The organism is Streptosporangium fragile (genome assembly GCF_039534445.1).
Taxonomy (GTDB): Bacteria; Actinomycetota; Actinomycetes; order Streptosporangiales; family Streptosporangiaceae; genus Streptosporangium; species Streptosporangium fragile.
Map to the genome: position 1 here is coordinate 124777 of NZ_BAAAVI010000007.1, position 15536 is coordinate 140312.

Below are 15536 nucleotides of genomic sequence, written 5' to 3' on the forward strand. Positions count from 1 at the left end.
CCGGCGGCGGGACGGCCGCCGGGCCCGTGCGGGTCAGGACGGGGATCAGCCCGCTGCCTTGGTGCCGGCCTCGACGAACTTCGTCCAGGCCTCGCCGTAGGGGATCGAGCCCTTGTCCATGCCTTCCAGGACCTTCTCCGCGGCGGTCTTCACCTGGGCGTGCTTCTCACCCAGGAAGACGGGGAGCAGGTCCTTGACCGAGGCGCCGAAGATCTGGCCGGTCGGCGCGTCGTTGAAGAACTCGTTCTTCAGGTCGGCCACCGCCGGGTCCTGCTGGGCGGGGAGGGAGCTCGGGAAGGCCGCTGCCTCCTGGAAGGCCAGGACGTGGCCCTCCTTGCCGGTGAGGTAGTTCAGGACCTCGGCGGCCTCCTTGGGGTGCTTGCTCTGCTTGGGAACCGCCAGGTAGGAGCCGCCCCAGTTGCCGGCACCGCCGGGAACGGCGGCCACGTCCCACTTGCCCTTGTTCTCGTCACCGGCCGCGCCGGAGACCACGCCCAGCATCCACGCCGGGCAGCCCATGGTGGCGAAGCCGCCCTTCTTGATCGCGGCGTTCCACTCGGGGGTGAAGGAGGCGAGTTTGGCGGTCAGGCCCGCCTCGCTGAAGGACTTCACCGTGTCGAACGCGGTCTTGACGGCCGGGTTCTTGTCGATGACGAGCTGGTTGCCGGTGTCGAAGTAGGCGATGTTGCCGTTCTTCGGCGCCTCCTGCGACAGGACCACGTTGTAGAGGGTGTTCGGCCCGTCGAGGAACTTGGGGTCGCCCTTGGCCGGGAAGGCGGCCTGGAACTTCTTGCCGGCCTCCATGAAGGCGTTCCAGTCGGGCCAGAGCTTGCCGACCTCCTCACGGTCGGTCGGCAGCCCGGCCTTCTCGAACAGGTCCTTGCGGTAGCACATGGTCATGCCGCCGATGTCGGTGCCGAGCGCGAAGAGCTTGCCGTCCTTGTTGATGCCGTTCTCCCACTTCGCCGCGGGGAAGTCGGCCTTGCGGCTGTCCAGCCCGTGCTCGGACAGGTCGGTGAAGAACTGGGGGCGGGACTTCATGAGGCCCATCGCGCCCTCGTCGATGCCGACGATGTCCGCCGCGCCGCTGCCGGCCTGCAGCTTCTGCAGGAGCTGGGGCAGGTAGACGTCCTCGAAACGGTCGGTCAGGTTCTGGTACTTGACCTGGATGTTGGGGTGCTCGGCGTTCCACTTCTCCACGGCCTTGTCGTAGCCGAAGTTCTCGCCGCCGCCGAAGGTGTGCACGGTGATGGTCACCGGCTCGGCCGCGGCGGAACCGCCGCCCGCGGCGGGCTTGGCGGGCTCACTGGAACCGCACGAGGTGATGGCCAGGGCAGTCGCCGCCATGACCGCTACGGCGGCGAGCTTGCCCTGCCGCTTGTTGTTCAACATTCCGGACCCCTCTCAGGTGGTCGCCCGAATCAGTGGGAGGTGACACCGCGGACCGGTCCCCGATTGACGTGTCCGCGGCGCGGTGGTTCCTCATGTGCTTTGGGAGCGCTCCCACGAAGAGTGGACGATGGGCAACCAGCGCGTCAATATGCCGAAACTCAACCGTTACATCTGGCCTGTTCGGGGGGGATTAACAGTGATAAACAGTTATATAAGCCTCAATCAGGTATTTGGGAGCGCTCCCATCACATGCCTATACAGTCGGGGCGTTTCGGGGTTTGCGGTCCGATGGTGGGATGCGGGGGGCAGGGTGCGGCCCGGGAACCGGCGCCCGGGGCGCGGTGCCCCCGGAATGCTGAGACGGCGTTGAGGTGGCGTTGAGGATTGCTGAACCTCCGTCGCCGAGTGTCGTCCTATAGACGTTTCGACGTCGCACGGCGCGGACCGGCCGGACCGGGATCGCCGTGCGCGTTCGTGCGAGCGTCACCATGGACGTTCACCGTCCTGCTCGTTTCCCGGGCAAGCCGCGTTCGTCCGGCAGAGGGACGCCGGACCAGGCCGGATGGCCCGGAACAACGGATGGGAGTAGCTGTGCGCCGCATCATGGTCGTCTACGGCACCCGGCCCGAGGCAATCAAGGTCGCGCCGCTGATCATGGCGTTGACGGGCTCGCCGCTCTTCGAGCCGGTCGTCGTCGTCACAGCCCAGCACCGTCGGCTGCTCGACCAGGTGAACGAGGTCTTCGGCATCGAACCCGACGCCGATCTCGACATCCTGCGCCCCGGGCAGACGCTCTCCGAGGTGACGACCCGGGCGATCTCGGGACTCGACACGCTGATGTCCGAGCACCGTCCCGACGCGGTCGTCGTGCAGGGCGACACCACGACCACGCTGGCGGGCGCGCTCACGGCCTTCTACCACCGGGTCCCGGTCGTGCACCTCGAGGCCGGCCTGCGCAGCGGGGATCTGTTCTCTCCGTTCCCCGAGGAGGCCAACCGCAGCCTGACCGCCCGGGTCACGAGCCTCCACCTGGCACCCACGCCCACCAGCGAGGCCAACCTGCTCAACGAGGCCGTACCGGCCGACTCGATCGTCGTCACCGGCAACACCGTGATCGACGCGCTGCTGTGGAGCAGTCGGGCCGGTGGCGGCTACCACGACCCGCGGCTGCCGGCCCCGGAAGACGGCCGGCCGGTGATCGTCGTCACCGCGCACCGCCGGGAGTCCTGGGGCGGCGGAATGGACGGCATCGGCCGCGCGCTCTCCCGGCTGGCGGCCCGCGAGCGGGACGTGCTCATCGTGTTCCCGCTCCATCCGAACCCGGTCCTCCGGCGGACGCTGCTGCCGCACCTGACCGGCCACCCGAACATCGTGGTCACCGAGCCGCTGCACTACGGGGACTTCACCCGGCTCCTGCGCCGTTCCACCCTCGTCCTCACCGACAGCGGCGGGATCCAGGAGGAGGCACCCAGCCTCGGCAAGCCCGTGCTGGTGATGCGCGACACCACCGAGCGGCCCGAGGCGGTGCGGGCCGGGGTGGCGCTGCTGGTCGGCACCGACGAGAGCCGCATCGTGGCCGCCGTCACCACCCTGCTGCACTCGCCGGAGGCCTACCGGCGGATGGCGAACGCCGTCAACCCCTACGGCGACGGCCGGGCGGCCGATCGGGCGCTGGCGGCGCTGGCCCACCTGTTCGGCCTCGGGCCGCGGCCGGAACCGTTCCGTCTCCCGCGTGAGATGGCCCGGCGGGTGAACGGGGAGCACCACCCGCTCGGGATCCCGGCCTGGGACGCGCCGGGCACGGACAGGGCGCTCCTTCCGCGATGAGCCCCCCGGTCCACCGTCCGAAGGCCACCGGCGACCGGCCGCGTGTGGGGCTGCGCTGGCTGGTGGCCCTGACGCTCAGCGGCCTGGTGGTGTTCGGGGCGAACCTGGGGACGGTCACCCACGAGGCGGCGGTGTCCCTGCCGGCGCCACGCTCCTGGCCGGGGTGCGGCGCGGGTGCGCCCGCGGCGCCCGCGGCCACCGTGGGTCTCGCGCACGCCACCACGCTGATCCTCGCCGACGACGCGGGAGACCTGCCGATGTCCCGGGTGCACTCGGTCCTCGCCGCCAATCTCGCGTCGCGCTTCGGGCCGGTCCGGACGATGGAGACGAGCGCCTACCGGGCCGGCATGCTGCGCCGCCACCGGGCACTGGTGTACCTGGGCACCTCTGCCAAGCAGAGGCTCCCCGCGGCCCTCCGCCACGACGTCCTCGCGGGCACCGGCCGGGTCCTGTGGATGGGCGGCAACATCGACCGGCTCACCACGCGGGACCGCTTCGCGGCCCGGTACGGCTGGCGGTGGGGAGGCCTGAGCGGCGCCGGGATCCGGGGCGTCCGTTACAAGGGCGCGCTGCTGAGCCGCAACCCGGTGGAGGAGCCGGTGCGCGCGTTCACCGCGGTGGACCGGCGGCGGGTCAAGGTACTCGGGACCGTGGTCGCCGGCGACGGGCGGACGTGGCCGTGGGCGGTCAGGTCCGGGAACCTGACCTACGTCGGCGAGGTCCCGCTCAACTCCGCCGCGGACGACGACCGCTCTCTGGCCGCCGCCGACCTGCTGTTCGATCTGCTCGCCCCCGCGACACCGGTACGGCGCAGGGCGCTGGTCCGGTTGGAGGACATCGGGCCGCAGGCCGACCCCCGCGACCTGCGCGCGGTCGGCGAACTGCTGTTCCGCAAGGGCGTGCCGTTCAGCTTCGGGATCGTTCCCGTCTACCGGGGACCGCTGCCCGACGGCCCCGGCCGCCTGGAGATCCGCCTGAAGGACCGGCCCGAGGTGGTACGGGCGATCACGTATCTGCTCGAACACGGCGGCACGATGGTCCTGCACGGCTACACGCACCAGTCCGACGGCCCGGCCAATCCCGAGAACGGGGAGAGCGGGCACGACTTCGAGTTCTTCCGCACCCACTTCGGCCCGCACCGCGAGCTCATGTACGACGGGCCGATCCGGGGCGACTCCGCCGCCTGGATGGACCGCCGCCTCGACGCGGCGGCGGCCGAACTGCGGGCGGCCCACCTGCCGGTGCCCCGGATCTTCGAGCCGCCGCACTACGCCGCCTCGCCGGTGGACTACCGGGTGATCGCCCGCAGGTTCGTCGCGCGGTACGACCGCGGCTCGTACTTCTCCCCCGCGTGGAAGGGGGCCTCACCGGCCTCGCCCTACATGTACGAGCAGTTCGCGCCGTACCTGATCCGCGACGTCTACGGCAGCGTCGTGATCCCGGAGAACCTCGGCATGGTGCAGTTGCGGCCGTCCGGCCCGGACCGGGGTTCGGTCGAGTCGATCGTGGCCCACGCGCGTTCCCAGCTGGTGGTGCGCGACAACGTCGCGAGCTTCTTCTATCACCCGTTCCTCGGCACGAAGCCGCTGGAGAGCATCGTGGACCGGATGCGGAGGCTGGGCTACCGCTTCGTGGCCCCCTGCGACCTCTAGCACACCGTCCGCACCATTCACGGAGGAGGGACACAAGTGATCACGATCACCACTCCGCTCGCCGCGATCGGATCGGCCGCGGACGCGGGCGGCGCCGCGTTCGGCGTGGCGCGGCTCGCCCTCGCCGCCGCCGGGCTGCTGTTCGTGCTGTACGTGCTGCTCCTCGTCGTCCTCACGCTGTGCGCGCGCCGGGTGCACCGATGATCACTGTGCTGATCCTGTGCGCGGTGTCGGGCGTGCTGATCGCCTTCACCTACACGCTCGGGATGTACCTGGAGTCCGCGGGCCGGCTCGACCGGCCCACCGGCGGGGGCGAAGGCTTCACCGTCGTCTTCGTGGTGCCCTGCCTGAACGAGGAACGGGTCATCGGCGCGACGCTGCGGCGCCTGATCGCCGCCTCGCCCCCGGACGGCCTGATCGTCGTGATCGACGACGGTTCCGACGACGGCACCGCGGACCTCGTCGGAGGGTTCGCCGACCCGCGCGTCCGCCTGCTCAGGCGCGTCCCGCCCGACGCCCGCCGCGGCAAGGGCGAGGCCCTCAACCACGCCGTCCGTTTCCTGCTGGACGGCGGCGCGGTCGGGTGCCGCGCCCCGGACCGGGTGCTCGTCTGCCTGATGGACGCGGACGGCCGTCTCGACCCGGAATGCCTGGCCACGGTGCTGCCCTACTTCGCCGACCCGCGGGTCGGCGCCGCGCAGGTCGGCGTGCGCATCGCGAACAGGGCGCAGAGCACCCTCGCGCGGCTGCAGGACATGGAGTTCGTCGTCTACACCCACCTCTTCCAGCGCACCCGGGGCCGGGTCGGCTACGCGGGGCTGGGAGGCAACGGGCAGTTCATGCGGCTCAGCGCGCTGCTCGACCTCGGTGACGATCCCTGGTCGCGGAGCCTGACCGAGGATCTCGACCTCGGCGTCCGGCTCGTCCTGGCCGGCTGGCGCACCGAGTGCGTGTGGCACACGACGGTGCGCCAGCAGGGGCTGGTCAGCCTGCGCGCCCTGGTGCGGCAGCGCTCACGCTGGTTCCAGGGACACGTGCAGGCCTGGCGGCTCGTGCCGTCGGTGGTGGGCCGGGCGTCCGGCAGGGTGGCGGCGGACCTGCTGAACGTGCTCCTGAGCCCTTTGCTGATCTTCATCGGCTCGTTCATGACGATGTCGCTGCTGGCGTCCCTGGTCGGGGCGACGCTCTCGGAACTGGCGCGCGAGCAGTTGTTCCGGCCGTTGCCGATCGTGTCCTGGTACGTGCTGACGTTCGCGCCGGCCTTCCTGCTGGGCCCGCTCTACGCGCGGGTGAGCGGTGACCTGAGGTGGGCGGGCGGGCTCGTCTACGGCCACCTGTTCATCCTGTACAACCTGGTGTGGCTCGTGGCGGGCTGGTGGGGCGTCGGGCGCATGGTGATCGGACGGCGCAGCTGGCTGAAGACCGAACGGCTCGCGGACCGGGAGGCCGGTACGGCACCGGCCGGCACAGTGCCGGGATCGACATGACACCCCGCCGACGCCGTGGGACGCCGGCTCACGTCACGGTTCCGCCGCCCGGCCGGGGCAGGGGCATCGTCGCCGTCCTGACGGGCCTGGCCGTCGCGGCCCCCGCGTCCACCGCCCCGGCGACGGCACGCACGCCGGATTCCTGCGTCTCCTGGCGGGAGGGCACGGTCAGGGGCGGGCTGCTGCTGGAGTACGACGGGTACGGGCCGGCGAGAGCGTGCCGACGCGGTGACGGCTGGACATGGCGGCTGTCGCCACGAGGGGCACGGACCCCGGCGGCCACACACGCCGCGCTCGCCGTCACCACCACGACCCACTCCGACCTGGAGCTCCGGGTCAGAGCCAGGACGCTGCGTCAGCTCCGCCGGCCTGTTCCGAACCCGTGGGAGGTCGCCTGGGTGGTCTGGCACTACACCGACAACCACCATTTCTACTACCTGACCCCCAAACCCAACGGCTGGGAACTCGGTAAGGTGACCCCCGCCTACCCGCACGGCCAGCGCTTCATCGCCACCGGTGACCGGCCGCCGCACGATGTGGAGCGCTGGCACACGATCGAGATCCGGCACGTGGCCGACACGATCACCGCCAGCGTGAACGGCAGCCGGCTGATCCAGGTACGCGACCGTGAACACCCCTACCGGAAGGGCCGGGTCGGCATCTACACCGAGGACGCGACGACGGACTTCACGGATCTGCGTGTCCGGCCCGTCGTCCCGCCCTCCCCCGGGCGGACGGGCGGGCGCGGCCCCGGGTGAGCCGCTGCCGCGCCCGGCGCGCGTCCCCGCAACCGGAGCCTTCCATACGCCCTCATTTCCTTTTATTTCCATTTTCTAGGGAAATGGGAATTCCTGGCCGGGGAATGGAGTGGCTTGTGCGGGTCCGGGCCGGCCGGATCCGGTGCGCCGATACCGATTGATTGCCGGTGAAAGGGGCGGCTTTTACCGTGACGTGGCGGGGAACCCGGACGCATGAGATGGGCCACACATCCGGAAGCACGGGGCGCATGGGCCGGCTGCCGGAAACCGATCGATGCCGTCAGTGACGGCGCGCGGTTTCGCCATACCGAGATGTGGTACATCACGGTGAAATGAGGAGGGGACTTCAGGGTCGCGGTCGCGCACGCGCCGCTGCGGCGACCGTTGCCCGGCGACCGCTTCCATGTAGAGGTGAGAACGTTGGCGGAACGGCCGGGGGCATTGGTCATCGAGGACGCCGCGGACATGCGCCGGCTGTTGTGCCGCATCCTGCGGATGGCCGGCTTCGACGTGTCCGAGGCGGCGACCGGGGCGCAGGGGCTCGATCTGGTCGGCCGGGTCAAGCCCGACCTCGTCACACTCGACCTGATGCTGCCGGACATGGACGGGATCGAGGTGTGCCGGCGGCTGCGCGGCATGACCACCGCATATGTGATCATGCTGACCGGGCGGGTGGAGGAGACCGATCTGCTGGTCGGCCTGGAGGTCGGCGCGGACGACTACATGACCAAGCCCTTCTCGCCCCGCGAACTGCGGGCGCGGGTGGCGGCGATGTTCCGGCGACCGCGCATGGCCGAGCGGCAGGAAACCGGCGGCGAACCGAAGGTCATCGAGTTCGGCGACCTCCTCATCGACGAGGAGAGCCGCGAGGTGCGCCTGGCCGACCGGCCGGTGGCGTTGACCCGTACCGAGTTCGACCTGCTCGTGGCACTGGCCTCCAACCCGCGGCGGGTATGGGGTCGGGAGGCGCTGACGCGGCGGGTCTGGCACACGGACTGGCCGGGCGACGACCACGTGATCGACGTCCACATCGCCAACCTGCGCCGCAAGCTGGGTGACGACGCGCGATCCGGCCGTTGGGTCCGTACGGTGCACGGCGTGGGCTACCGGTTCGGGGGCTGACGGGCCGCGCCGCCCGCGCCAGACGAAGTCTTCCCGGCGAATCTCCAGGACGGGCGACGAACCGGCAACGGTTTTCTCAAGAAGCCCATATGCGTTCACAGTGGGCATTACTCAACAAGGTGACAGAGGATACCTTGGTGCCCGTACGACGCGCCGCACGGTGCAAGAGAAATCAGAGACGACGGGTCATTCCCCGGGCGCCTCGCGGCCGCGATCACGCACCGGACGGGTCGCCCGCCGAACCCCGCCTCACGTCGGCCGAGGGGGTCTCCAGGTGTTGCCGCAACAACTGGACCGGTGGACGCTAACCGAATTACCGCGATTGAATCGCTCCATTCTTTCGGGCCGGGAGCGACCGGGCGCCCTCGCCTCGGAACTCGCCCGCTCCGTGCTGGCGGGCCTTCCGGATCCCGAGACCTTCACGCCCGGTGAGGCGCGGCGGCTCGTGACTCTTCTCGGCCTGGCCGGCGCCTCCGTCGCGCGGCACTACCAGGAGGAGGACCTGACGCGCATGGCGAGACCGCGCGAGGCGTTCGCGACACTGCGCGTCGGACCCCGCGAGATCCCGTTCCTCGGTTACTTCGCCAGGCTCGCGGACGCGACCGGGACCGGGCACTGCCACCGGGATTCCTACGCCTCGCTGGTGCGCTGGAACACGCCGACGGCCGAAGTCAGCCTCGACGACCACGTCGTCGCCGTCGTTCCGGGATCCTTCGACGACACGCGGGTCAGGACCTACACGGACGAACCAGGCGAGGTCTCGTTCTTCGAGCTGCTGAAGAAGTCGGAGGCCTTCGAACGGGCCGCCAACGACATCCTCGAACCGATCTCCGACGGGACGGTGGACATCCTGTCCCCCGAGGCCGAGCGGCGGGCCCGGTCCGCGGCGCTGCTGCTGACCGGGCTGTACCGGCTGAACCGGGACTTCGCCCACCGGTCGCCCGGGCGGGGCGGCCTGGACGCCGACCACTTCATGGACGTCTTCCGCCAGTTCGCCGTGCACTGGGAATCCGGTGACGTGCCCCCCAGCGGCGCCCAGGACGCCGAGTTCCTCCGCCGGGACCTCCTCCTCGGCATCGCGTTCCCCGACTACCACCTGCACGTGAAGCGGGTCTTCCCGGCACTGCTGGAGGACGAACGCAAGGCCCTGACCGAGCACATGGGCCGCCCACCGCTGACGGCGGTCCTGCTGGCGGAGCTGGGGCTCGACGGCGCCGCCCTGGAGGCGATGCCGAGCGCCCGGCTGCGTGCGACCCTGCGCCGCCATCCGATACTCGGCGTGTGGTACCTGCTGCTCACCGCCAACGCGCGGATCGGCGCCGTACACCTCATGCTCGCCGAGAAGTACCTCTTCAAGCCGCAGCGCCGCAGGGACGACGCCGGCCTCGGAGACCGGCCTCTGGTGTCGAACCGCACCGGCACGACGGGCATGGACGAACCGGTGCTCACGCGCCTGGCCAGGGCCAGGCAGCAGCACGCCCTGCGCCGCCTCGGGCGTCTGCACGCCGCGGACGCCACGCGCCCGCCTCCTGCCGCATCCGAACCCACCGGCGTTCCGGCCCCCCTCCCGACGGTCAGGTTCCTGACGGGCCCGGCATGAGCGCCACGGCGCTCTCCGGCCGGCCGACGGGAGGATGACGGTGGGGAAGACCGACCACGACGACGTACGGGCCGGGCCGTGATCTGGCGTGACCCGGCGGACCGGGGCGCCGCCGGGGGAGACGTCCCGGCGCCGGGGAACTCACGGACGGCGATCCACCGCCTCCCGCGTCCGATCGTCGCGGTCGGCGCCACGGTCCTGGGAGTCGGCGTCGCGGATCTGGCCGCCTGGTTCCTCCCGCGGGACGGCCGAGCCCGCCCGGTGATCCTGCTCGCGAGCGTCGCCGCGCTCGGCGGGACCGCCCTGCTGGCCGCGCGCGAGGCGGTGCGCCGGGACACCGCCCGCGACCGGGCCGAACAGGCGGAACGCCGGGCCCGTGAGGACGCCGAGCGGCTGCTCTCGGTGATCGACAACACCTCGGCGGTGATCTACATGAGGGACTGCGCGGGGCGTTACCTGCTGGTCAACCGCGAATACGAGCGGCTCTTCGACGTCAGACGGGAGGACCTCGTGGGCCTGACCGATCATGACCTGTTCCCGAAGGAGATCGCCGACGACTTCCAGGCCAACGACCTCAGGGCACTGGCGCGGGGCGCCCCGGTGGTGGTGGAGGAGACCGCTCCGCAGCCGGACGGGCCGCACGTGTACATCACCGTGAAGTATCCGCTCAACGACAGGAACGGCCACCCGTACGCGATCTGCGGCATCTCCACCGACATCACGGACCTCAAGCGCGCCGAGGAGCAGATACGACGGCTCAACGCCGAACTGGAGCTCCGGGTCCGGGAGCGGACCGCCGAACTCGAAGCCTCCACCCGCGAACTCGACGCGTTCACCTACTCGGTCTCGCATGATCTCCGGGCCCCGCTGCGCGCCCTGAACGGGTTCAGCCGGATCCTGCTGGAGGATCACGCGGATCGGATCGACGCGGGCGGCCGGGATCTCCTCCACCGGATCCAGGCGGCGGCGCAGCGCATGGAAAGGCTCATCGACGACCTGCTCAACCTGTCCCGTACGACCCGGGCCGAGCTGAACCGCCGCCCGGTCGATCTCGGCGCGCTGGCCCGTCAGATCGTCGCCGAGCTCAGGAACACCGACCCGGGACGCCGCGTCGACGTCGAGATCGAAGGAGAGCTCACCTGCCTGGGCGATCCCGCCCTGCTCCGGCTCATGTTGGAGAACCTGATCTCCAACGCCTGGAAGTTCACCAGGAAGCGCGCGGTCGGGCGCATCGACGTCGGCTCGACCGACAAGGACGGGGCCCGGGTCTTCTTCGTCCGGGACAACGGGGTCGGCTTCGACATGGCCCGCGCGGACCGGTTGTTCGTCCCCTTCCAGCGTCTCCACGCCGCATCCGACTTCGAAGGCAGCGGCGTCGGCCTCGCCACCGTGGCCCGTGTCGTCGGCCGCCACGGGGGCCGGGCCTGGGCCGAAGGCGAGCCGGGCCGCGGCGCCGCCTTCTTCGTGACCCTGCCCACCGAACCGGGGGATCCACGATGACAGAGGCCCCGATCCCGTTCTCCGCCCCGCGCGCCGCCGACGGCCCCGGCGAGGTCGCCCGCACCGCAGGGACGTTCGCGGAGAACGGCCCCGGCGGTGAGACCACCGGACCCGGGGCCGTCACCGGCGGGCGGGACCGGGCCGTGACCGCGCCGATCCGCTTTCTCCTCTGCGAGGACGATGACGACGACGCGGTGCTGATCGTCGCCCGCCTCCGGCGTGACGGCCTCAACGTGGCCTACGAGCGGGTGGAGACCGCCGAGGCGGCGGCGGAGGCGCTGCGGCTGCGCCCGCCGGACGTCGTGATCTCCGACTACAGCATGCCCGCCTTCACGGCGGAAGAGGCGCTGCGGCTGCTTCACGACACCGCGCTCGACATACCGTTCATCCTGGTCTCCGGGCAGATCGGCGACGAACGCGCCGCGGCGCTCATGCGGGTCGGCGCCCACGACTTCGTGCGCAAGGACCACCTCACCCGGCTCACCCCCGTGGTGCAGCGAGAGCTCCGGGAGGCGGAGGTCCGCCACCAGCGGAGGCAGGCGCAGGCCGCGCTGAGCGAGAGCGAGCAACGTTTCCGGCTGTTCGCGGAGAACGCCCCCGACATCATCTTCCGTTACCGGCTGTTCCCCCGGGCCGAGGTGGAGTACTTCAGCCCCGCCGCGGCCGTCATTCTCGGGTGCCGTCCTGACGAGCTGACCGGCGACCCCGGCCGCGTCCTGTCCATGGTCGACCCCGACGACCGCCGCGGCCTGGAAGAGTCGTGGCGATCTCCCAGCAGCGAGCCGCTGGTCGTCCGATGGCACCGGCCCGACGGAGCGGTCGTCTGGACCGAGCAGCGGGCGGTCGGCATCCGCGACGGGCAGGGGCGGCTGCTGGCGGTCCAGGGCATCCTGCGCGACGTCACGGCCCAGGTGGGTGCCCGGCGCGAGCGTGAGCGCCTCGAACAGCAACTGCGCCAGGCGGAACGGCTGGAATCCCTGGGCCAGCTCGCCGGCGGGGTCGCGCACGACTTCAACAACCTGCTCGCCGTGATCCTCGGTCACACGGAACTGGCCCTGGACACCCTGCCGGAGGGCACGCCGGGCCGTACCGACCTGGAATGCATCCAGCAGGCCGCGGAGCGCGGCGGGGCGCTGGTCCGGCAGCTGCTCATCTTCAGCCGGCTGGAGCCGTCCCAGCCGGAGGTGCTCGACCTCAACGCCGTGATCGAGGAGACGGGACAGTTGCTGCGTCCCACGCTCGGCGAGGACATCGAGTTCGTCACCCTGCTCGACACGGGCCTGCCCTCCGTCAGGATCGACCGCAGCAAGCTGGAGCAGATACTCCTCAACGTGCTGGTCAACTCGCGGGCCGCCATGCCGCATGGCGGCCGGCTGACCATCGCGACGGCCAGCGTGGAGGTTCCGGACGCCGACGCCGACGCCGACGCCGGTCCCCGGGTGCGCCTCAGCATCTCCGACACCGGATGCGGCATGCCGCCCGAGGTGGCCGAGCGCGCCTTCGAGCCCTTCTTCACCACGAAGGAACAGGGACAGGGCACCGGGCTCGGCCTGTCCACCGCGTACGGCACGGTCAAGGACACCGGTGGCAGGATCAGTCTCACCTCCGAGCCGGGGTCGGGGACCACCGTCCGCATCGACCTGCCGACCGCCGGGCAGGCCGCGCCCGCCCCGCCGCACCCCGCCGCGTCCCTGTCCCGGGGCGGAAACGCGACCGTCCTCCTGGTCGAGGACAACAACGGCGTACGGGGCCTCGTCCGGCGGATGCTGGTCCAATCCGGGTACCGGGTGATCGAAGCGACCGCTCCCGCCGAGGCGTTCTGGATCACCGACGCCGTCGACACCCGAATCGACGCGCTGCTCACGGACGTTGTGATGCCGGGGATATCAGGAACGGAACTCGCCGCGCTGATCAGGCGGAAGCGGCCGACGATACCCGTCCTGTTCATGTCCGGCTCCCTGCCGAGGGGAGTCGACCTGCCGCCTCGGACGTCCTTCATCCGCAAGCCCTTCACCAGAGCGGTGCTGCTCGACTGCCTCCGCGACGTCATCGAGAACGTGACACGAACGGACACGGCCTCGCCGCCCGTCCCGGGGCCTCACCGGCCGGGACCGCCGTTTCCGGACGCCTCCCACCGCGAGTGAGCCCGCGGGCCCGCCGGGAGCCCGTCTCCCGGCCTGCCGCCACCGGCCCGGCACCGGCGTCGACCCGGTGGATCTCCTCGGTCCGCTACTCGCCGATGGTGTCGAGTTCGGCGACGGCATCGGCGGGCAGGACCAGATCGGCGGCGGCGATGTTCTCCCGCAGGTGCGCCACCGAGGACGTGCCGGGGATCAGCACGGTGCTCGCCGAGCGCTGAAGCAGCCACGCGAGGGCGACCTGCGGCGGGGAGGCGCCGAGGCGGGCGGCGACCTTGCTCAGCGTCTCCGACTGCAGCGGGGTGAACCCGCCGAGGGGGAAGAACGGCGCGAAGGCGATGTTCTCCGCCGCGCATCGCTCGACCAGAGCGTCGTCCTGCCGGTTGGCGAGGTTGTACAGGTTCTGCACCGTCACCACCGGGGCGATCGCCTGCGCCTCGGTCAGCTGCGCCGCGGACACGCCGCTGAGGCCCAGGTGGCGGATCAGGCCCTCCTGCCGCAGCTCGGCCAGCGCGCCGAACTGGTCGGCCAGCGGAGCGTCATCGGTGCCTTCGGCGGAGCCGACCCGCAGATTCACCACGTCCAGGGCGTCCAGGCCGAGGTTCTCCAGGTTCTCGCGGACCTGGTCCTTGAGGTCCTCCGGGTCCAGCGACGGGATCCAGCTGCCGTCACCGCCGCGCCGCGCACCGACCTTGGTCACGATGCGCAGGTCGGCCGGGTAGGGGTGCAGGGCCTCCTTGATCAGCTCGTTGACCACCGCGGGCCCGTAGAAGTCCGCGGTGTCGATGTGGGTGATCCCGGACTCCACCACCTCGCGCAGCACCGCCAGGGCCTGGTCACGGTCCCTGGGCGGGCCGAAGACGCGCGGCCCGGCCAGTTGCATGGCTCCGTAGCCCATACGGGACAGCGTCAGGCCCTCTGCCGGAGTAACGCTCCCACCGCCAACGCTTGCAGGCATGGTCATCCCTCTCGTTCTTCTCACCGGGAAACCGGTCGCCGCTCCCGGGCGACCTGGCGATGACCATCGTCCGGCAGGACGCCCGCAGGTGGCAGTGCCCCGCTGTTCCTGGGACCGGCAGGGACAGTCACTCCCGGGGCGGTGGGCCTACCGTTGAGGCATGGACGGAACGAACGCGCTGGGTGAGTTCCTGCGCGCCCGCCGGGCCCAGGTCCGGCCCGAGGACGCCGGGCTTCCCGGCGGCGGCCTGCGCCGGGTACCGGGACTACGCCGCGAGGAAGTCGCCATGCTCGCCGGCATCAGCTCCGACTACTATCTGCGCCTCGAACAGGGCCGCGACCGCAACCCCTCCGAACAGGTCCTCCGATCCCTCGCCCTGGTCCTGCGCCTGGATGCCGACGCCACCGCCCATCTCATCGGGTTGGCGGGCGCGCACCGGGGCGGCCGGCGCCCGTCCGCCCGCACCCGCGCCAAGCGGCCGCGCACACCCGAGCAGGTGCCGTCGAGCATCCTCCGGCTCATCGACGGCTGGACCGGCAACCCCGCCTACGTCCAGAACAAGTTCACCGACCTGCTCGCCGTCAACTCCCTCGCCGCCGCGCTCTCCCCCAACTATGCGCCCGGCGTCAACCTGCTCCAGGCGGTTCTCCTGGACGAGGCCGAACGGGACCTGCGGCGGGACTGGGAGAGGACCGTCGAGGAGGGGGTCGCCAGCCTGCGCGCCCACGTCGGGCCGGACGTCGACAATCCGCGGCTGCAGGAACTCGTCGGGGAGTTGTCCGTACGCAGCGAGCAGTTCCGCCGTTTGTGGGCCCGCCACGACGTACAACCCAAACGCGGACACATCGTCCGTCTGAACCATCCTCAGGTCGGCGAACTCGACCTGCACTCCGACAAACTCACCATCAACGGCACCGACGGCCTGATCCTCGTCGTCTTCCACGCCGAACCCGGCACCCGCAACGCCGAACTCCTCGCCATCCTGGGCAGCCTCACCGCCTCAGGTGACGAGCGGACCCGCCGCGCCACCCACCGGGAGACCCTCGACGGGCAGTGAGCGGCCCGCGGCCGCCGCCGACTCCGGCGGCCCGCACGGAGGACA

12 protein-coding genes are annotated in these 15536 nt (G+C 71.2%); 10 read left to right on the forward strand and 2 right to left on the reverse strand.

Annotated features, from left to right (window positions below; all coding sequences use genetic code 11):
* Window positions 1-45 precede the first annotated feature (45 nt).
* Window positions 46-1392, reverse strand: coding sequence for an ABC transporter substrate-binding protein (locus ABD841_RS07085; protein ID WP_344969046.1), 1347 nt, complete (start codon window positions 1390-1392; stop codon window positions 46-48).
* 579 nt (window positions 1393-1971) lie between these two features.
* Here ABD841_RS07085 and wecB point away from each other — a divergent pair.
* From wecB to ABD841_RS07130, 9 genes are all read left to right on the forward strand, one after another.
* Entirely contained in the window at window positions 1972-3219 is a 1248-nt protein-coding gene (wecB, locus tag ABD841_RS07090) for a non-hydrolyzing UDP-N-acetylglucosamine 2-epimerase (RefSeq protein WP_344969048.1), read from the forward strand.
* Complete coding sequence (locus ABD841_RS07095) at window positions 3216-4871, forward strand: DUF2334 domain-containing protein (protein ID WP_344969050.1); 1656 nt, start codon at window positions 3216-3218, stop codon at window positions 4869-4871. Before wecB ends, ABD841_RS07095 begins: the two co-directional genes overlap by 4 nt.
* A 36-nt stretch (window positions 4872-4907) precedes the next feature.
* Window positions 4908-5075, forward strand: a complete 168-nt coding sequence (locus tag ABD841_RS07100; RefSeq protein ID WP_344969052.1) for a hypothetical protein — start codon at window positions 4908-4910, stop codon at window positions 5073-5075.
* A complete protein-coding gene (locus tag ABD841_RS07105; RefSeq protein WP_344969054.1) occupies window positions 5072-6358 on the forward strand; it encodes a glycosyltransferase family 2 protein in 1287 nt (428 codons plus the stop codon). The genes ABD841_RS07100 and ABD841_RS07105 overlap by 4 nt, the downstream gene beginning before the upstream one ends.
* Entirely contained in the window at window positions 6355-7116 is a 762-nt protein-coding gene (locus ABD841_RS07110) for a 3-keto-alpha-glucoside-1,2-lyase-like domain-containing protein (protein ID WP_344969057.1), read from the forward strand. The genes ABD841_RS07105 and ABD841_RS07110 overlap by 4 nt, the downstream gene beginning before the upstream one ends.
* A 411-nt stretch (window positions 7117-7527) precedes the next feature.
* A complete protein-coding gene (locus ABD841_RS07115) occupies window positions 7528-8238 on the forward strand; it encodes a response regulator transcription factor (RefSeq protein ID WP_344969059.1) in 711 nt (236 codons plus the stop codon).
* Between the two features lie 322 nt (window positions 8239-8560).
* Window positions 8561-9838, forward strand: coding sequence for a hypothetical protein (locus ABD841_RS07120; protein ID WP_344969061.1), 1278 nt, complete (start codon window positions 8561-8563; stop codon window positions 9836-9838).
* Window positions 9839-9916: 78 nt separating this feature from the next.
* On the forward strand, window positions 9917-11338 hold the full coding sequence (locus ABD841_RS07125) for a sensor histidine kinase (RefSeq protein WP_344969063.1): 1422 nt from the start codon (window positions 9917-9919) through the stop codon (window positions 11336-11338).
* The gene (locus tag ABD841_RS07130) at window positions 11335-13482 is read left to right on the forward strand and encodes a response regulator (RefSeq protein WP_344969065.1); all 2148 of its coding nucleotides are present in this window, start codon (window positions 11335-11337) and stop codon (window positions 13480-13482) included. Before ABD841_RS07125 ends, ABD841_RS07130 begins: the two co-directional genes overlap by 4 nt.
* 85 nt (window positions 13483-13567) lie before the next feature.
* Here the strand turns inward: ABD841_RS07130 and ABD841_RS07135 are convergent, their stop codons facing one another.
* Window positions 13568-14440, reverse strand: coding sequence for an oxidoreductase (locus ABD841_RS07135; RefSeq protein WP_344969067.1), 873 nt, complete (start codon window positions 14438-14440; stop codon window positions 13568-13570).
* 154 nt (window positions 14441-14594) lie between these two features.
* Between ABD841_RS07135 and ABD841_RS07140 the strand changes: the two genes are divergently transcribed.
* The gene (locus ABD841_RS07140; protein ID WP_344969069.1) at window positions 14595-15491 is read left to right on the forward strand and encodes a helix-turn-helix transcriptional regulator; all 897 of its coding nucleotides are present in this window, start codon (window positions 14595-14597) and stop codon (window positions 15489-15491) included.
* Window positions 15492-15536: the final 45 nt, after the last annotated feature.

Bases quoted from the DNA above. Each gene is read 5' to 3' on its own strand.
- ABD841_RS07135 (WP_344969067.1), bottom strand. From the start codon at position 14,440: ATGACCATGCCTGCAAGCGTTGGCGGTGGGAGCGTTACTCCGGCAGAG.
- ABD841_RS07105 (WP_344969054.1), top strand. From the start codon at position 5,072: ATGATCACTGTGCTGATCCTGTGCGCGGTGTCGGGCGTGCTGATCGCC.
- ABD841_RS07095 (WP_344969050.1), top strand. From the start codon at position 3,216: ATGAGCCCCCCGGTCCACCGTCCGAAGGCCACCGGCGACCGGCCGCGT.
- ABD841_RS07140 (WP_344969069.1), top strand. From the start codon at position 14,595: ATGGACGGAACGAACGCGCTGGGTGAGTTCCTGCGCGCCCGCCGGGCC.
- wecB (WP_344969048.1), top strand. From the start codon at position 1,972: ATGGGAGTAGCTGTGCGCCGCATCATGGTCGTCTACGGCACCCGGCCC.
- ABD841_RS07130 (WP_344969065.1), top strand. From the start codon at position 11,335: ATGACAGAGGCCCCGATCCCGTTCTCCGCCCCGCGCGCCGCCGACGGC.
- ABD841_RS07110 (WP_344969057.1), top strand. From the start codon at position 6,355: ATGACACCCCGCCGACGCCGTGGGACGCCGGCTCACGTCACGGTTCCG.
- ABD841_RS07085 (WP_344969046.1), bottom strand. From the start codon at position 1,392: ATGTTGAACAACAAGCGGCAGGGCAAGCTCGCCGCCGTAGCGGTCATG.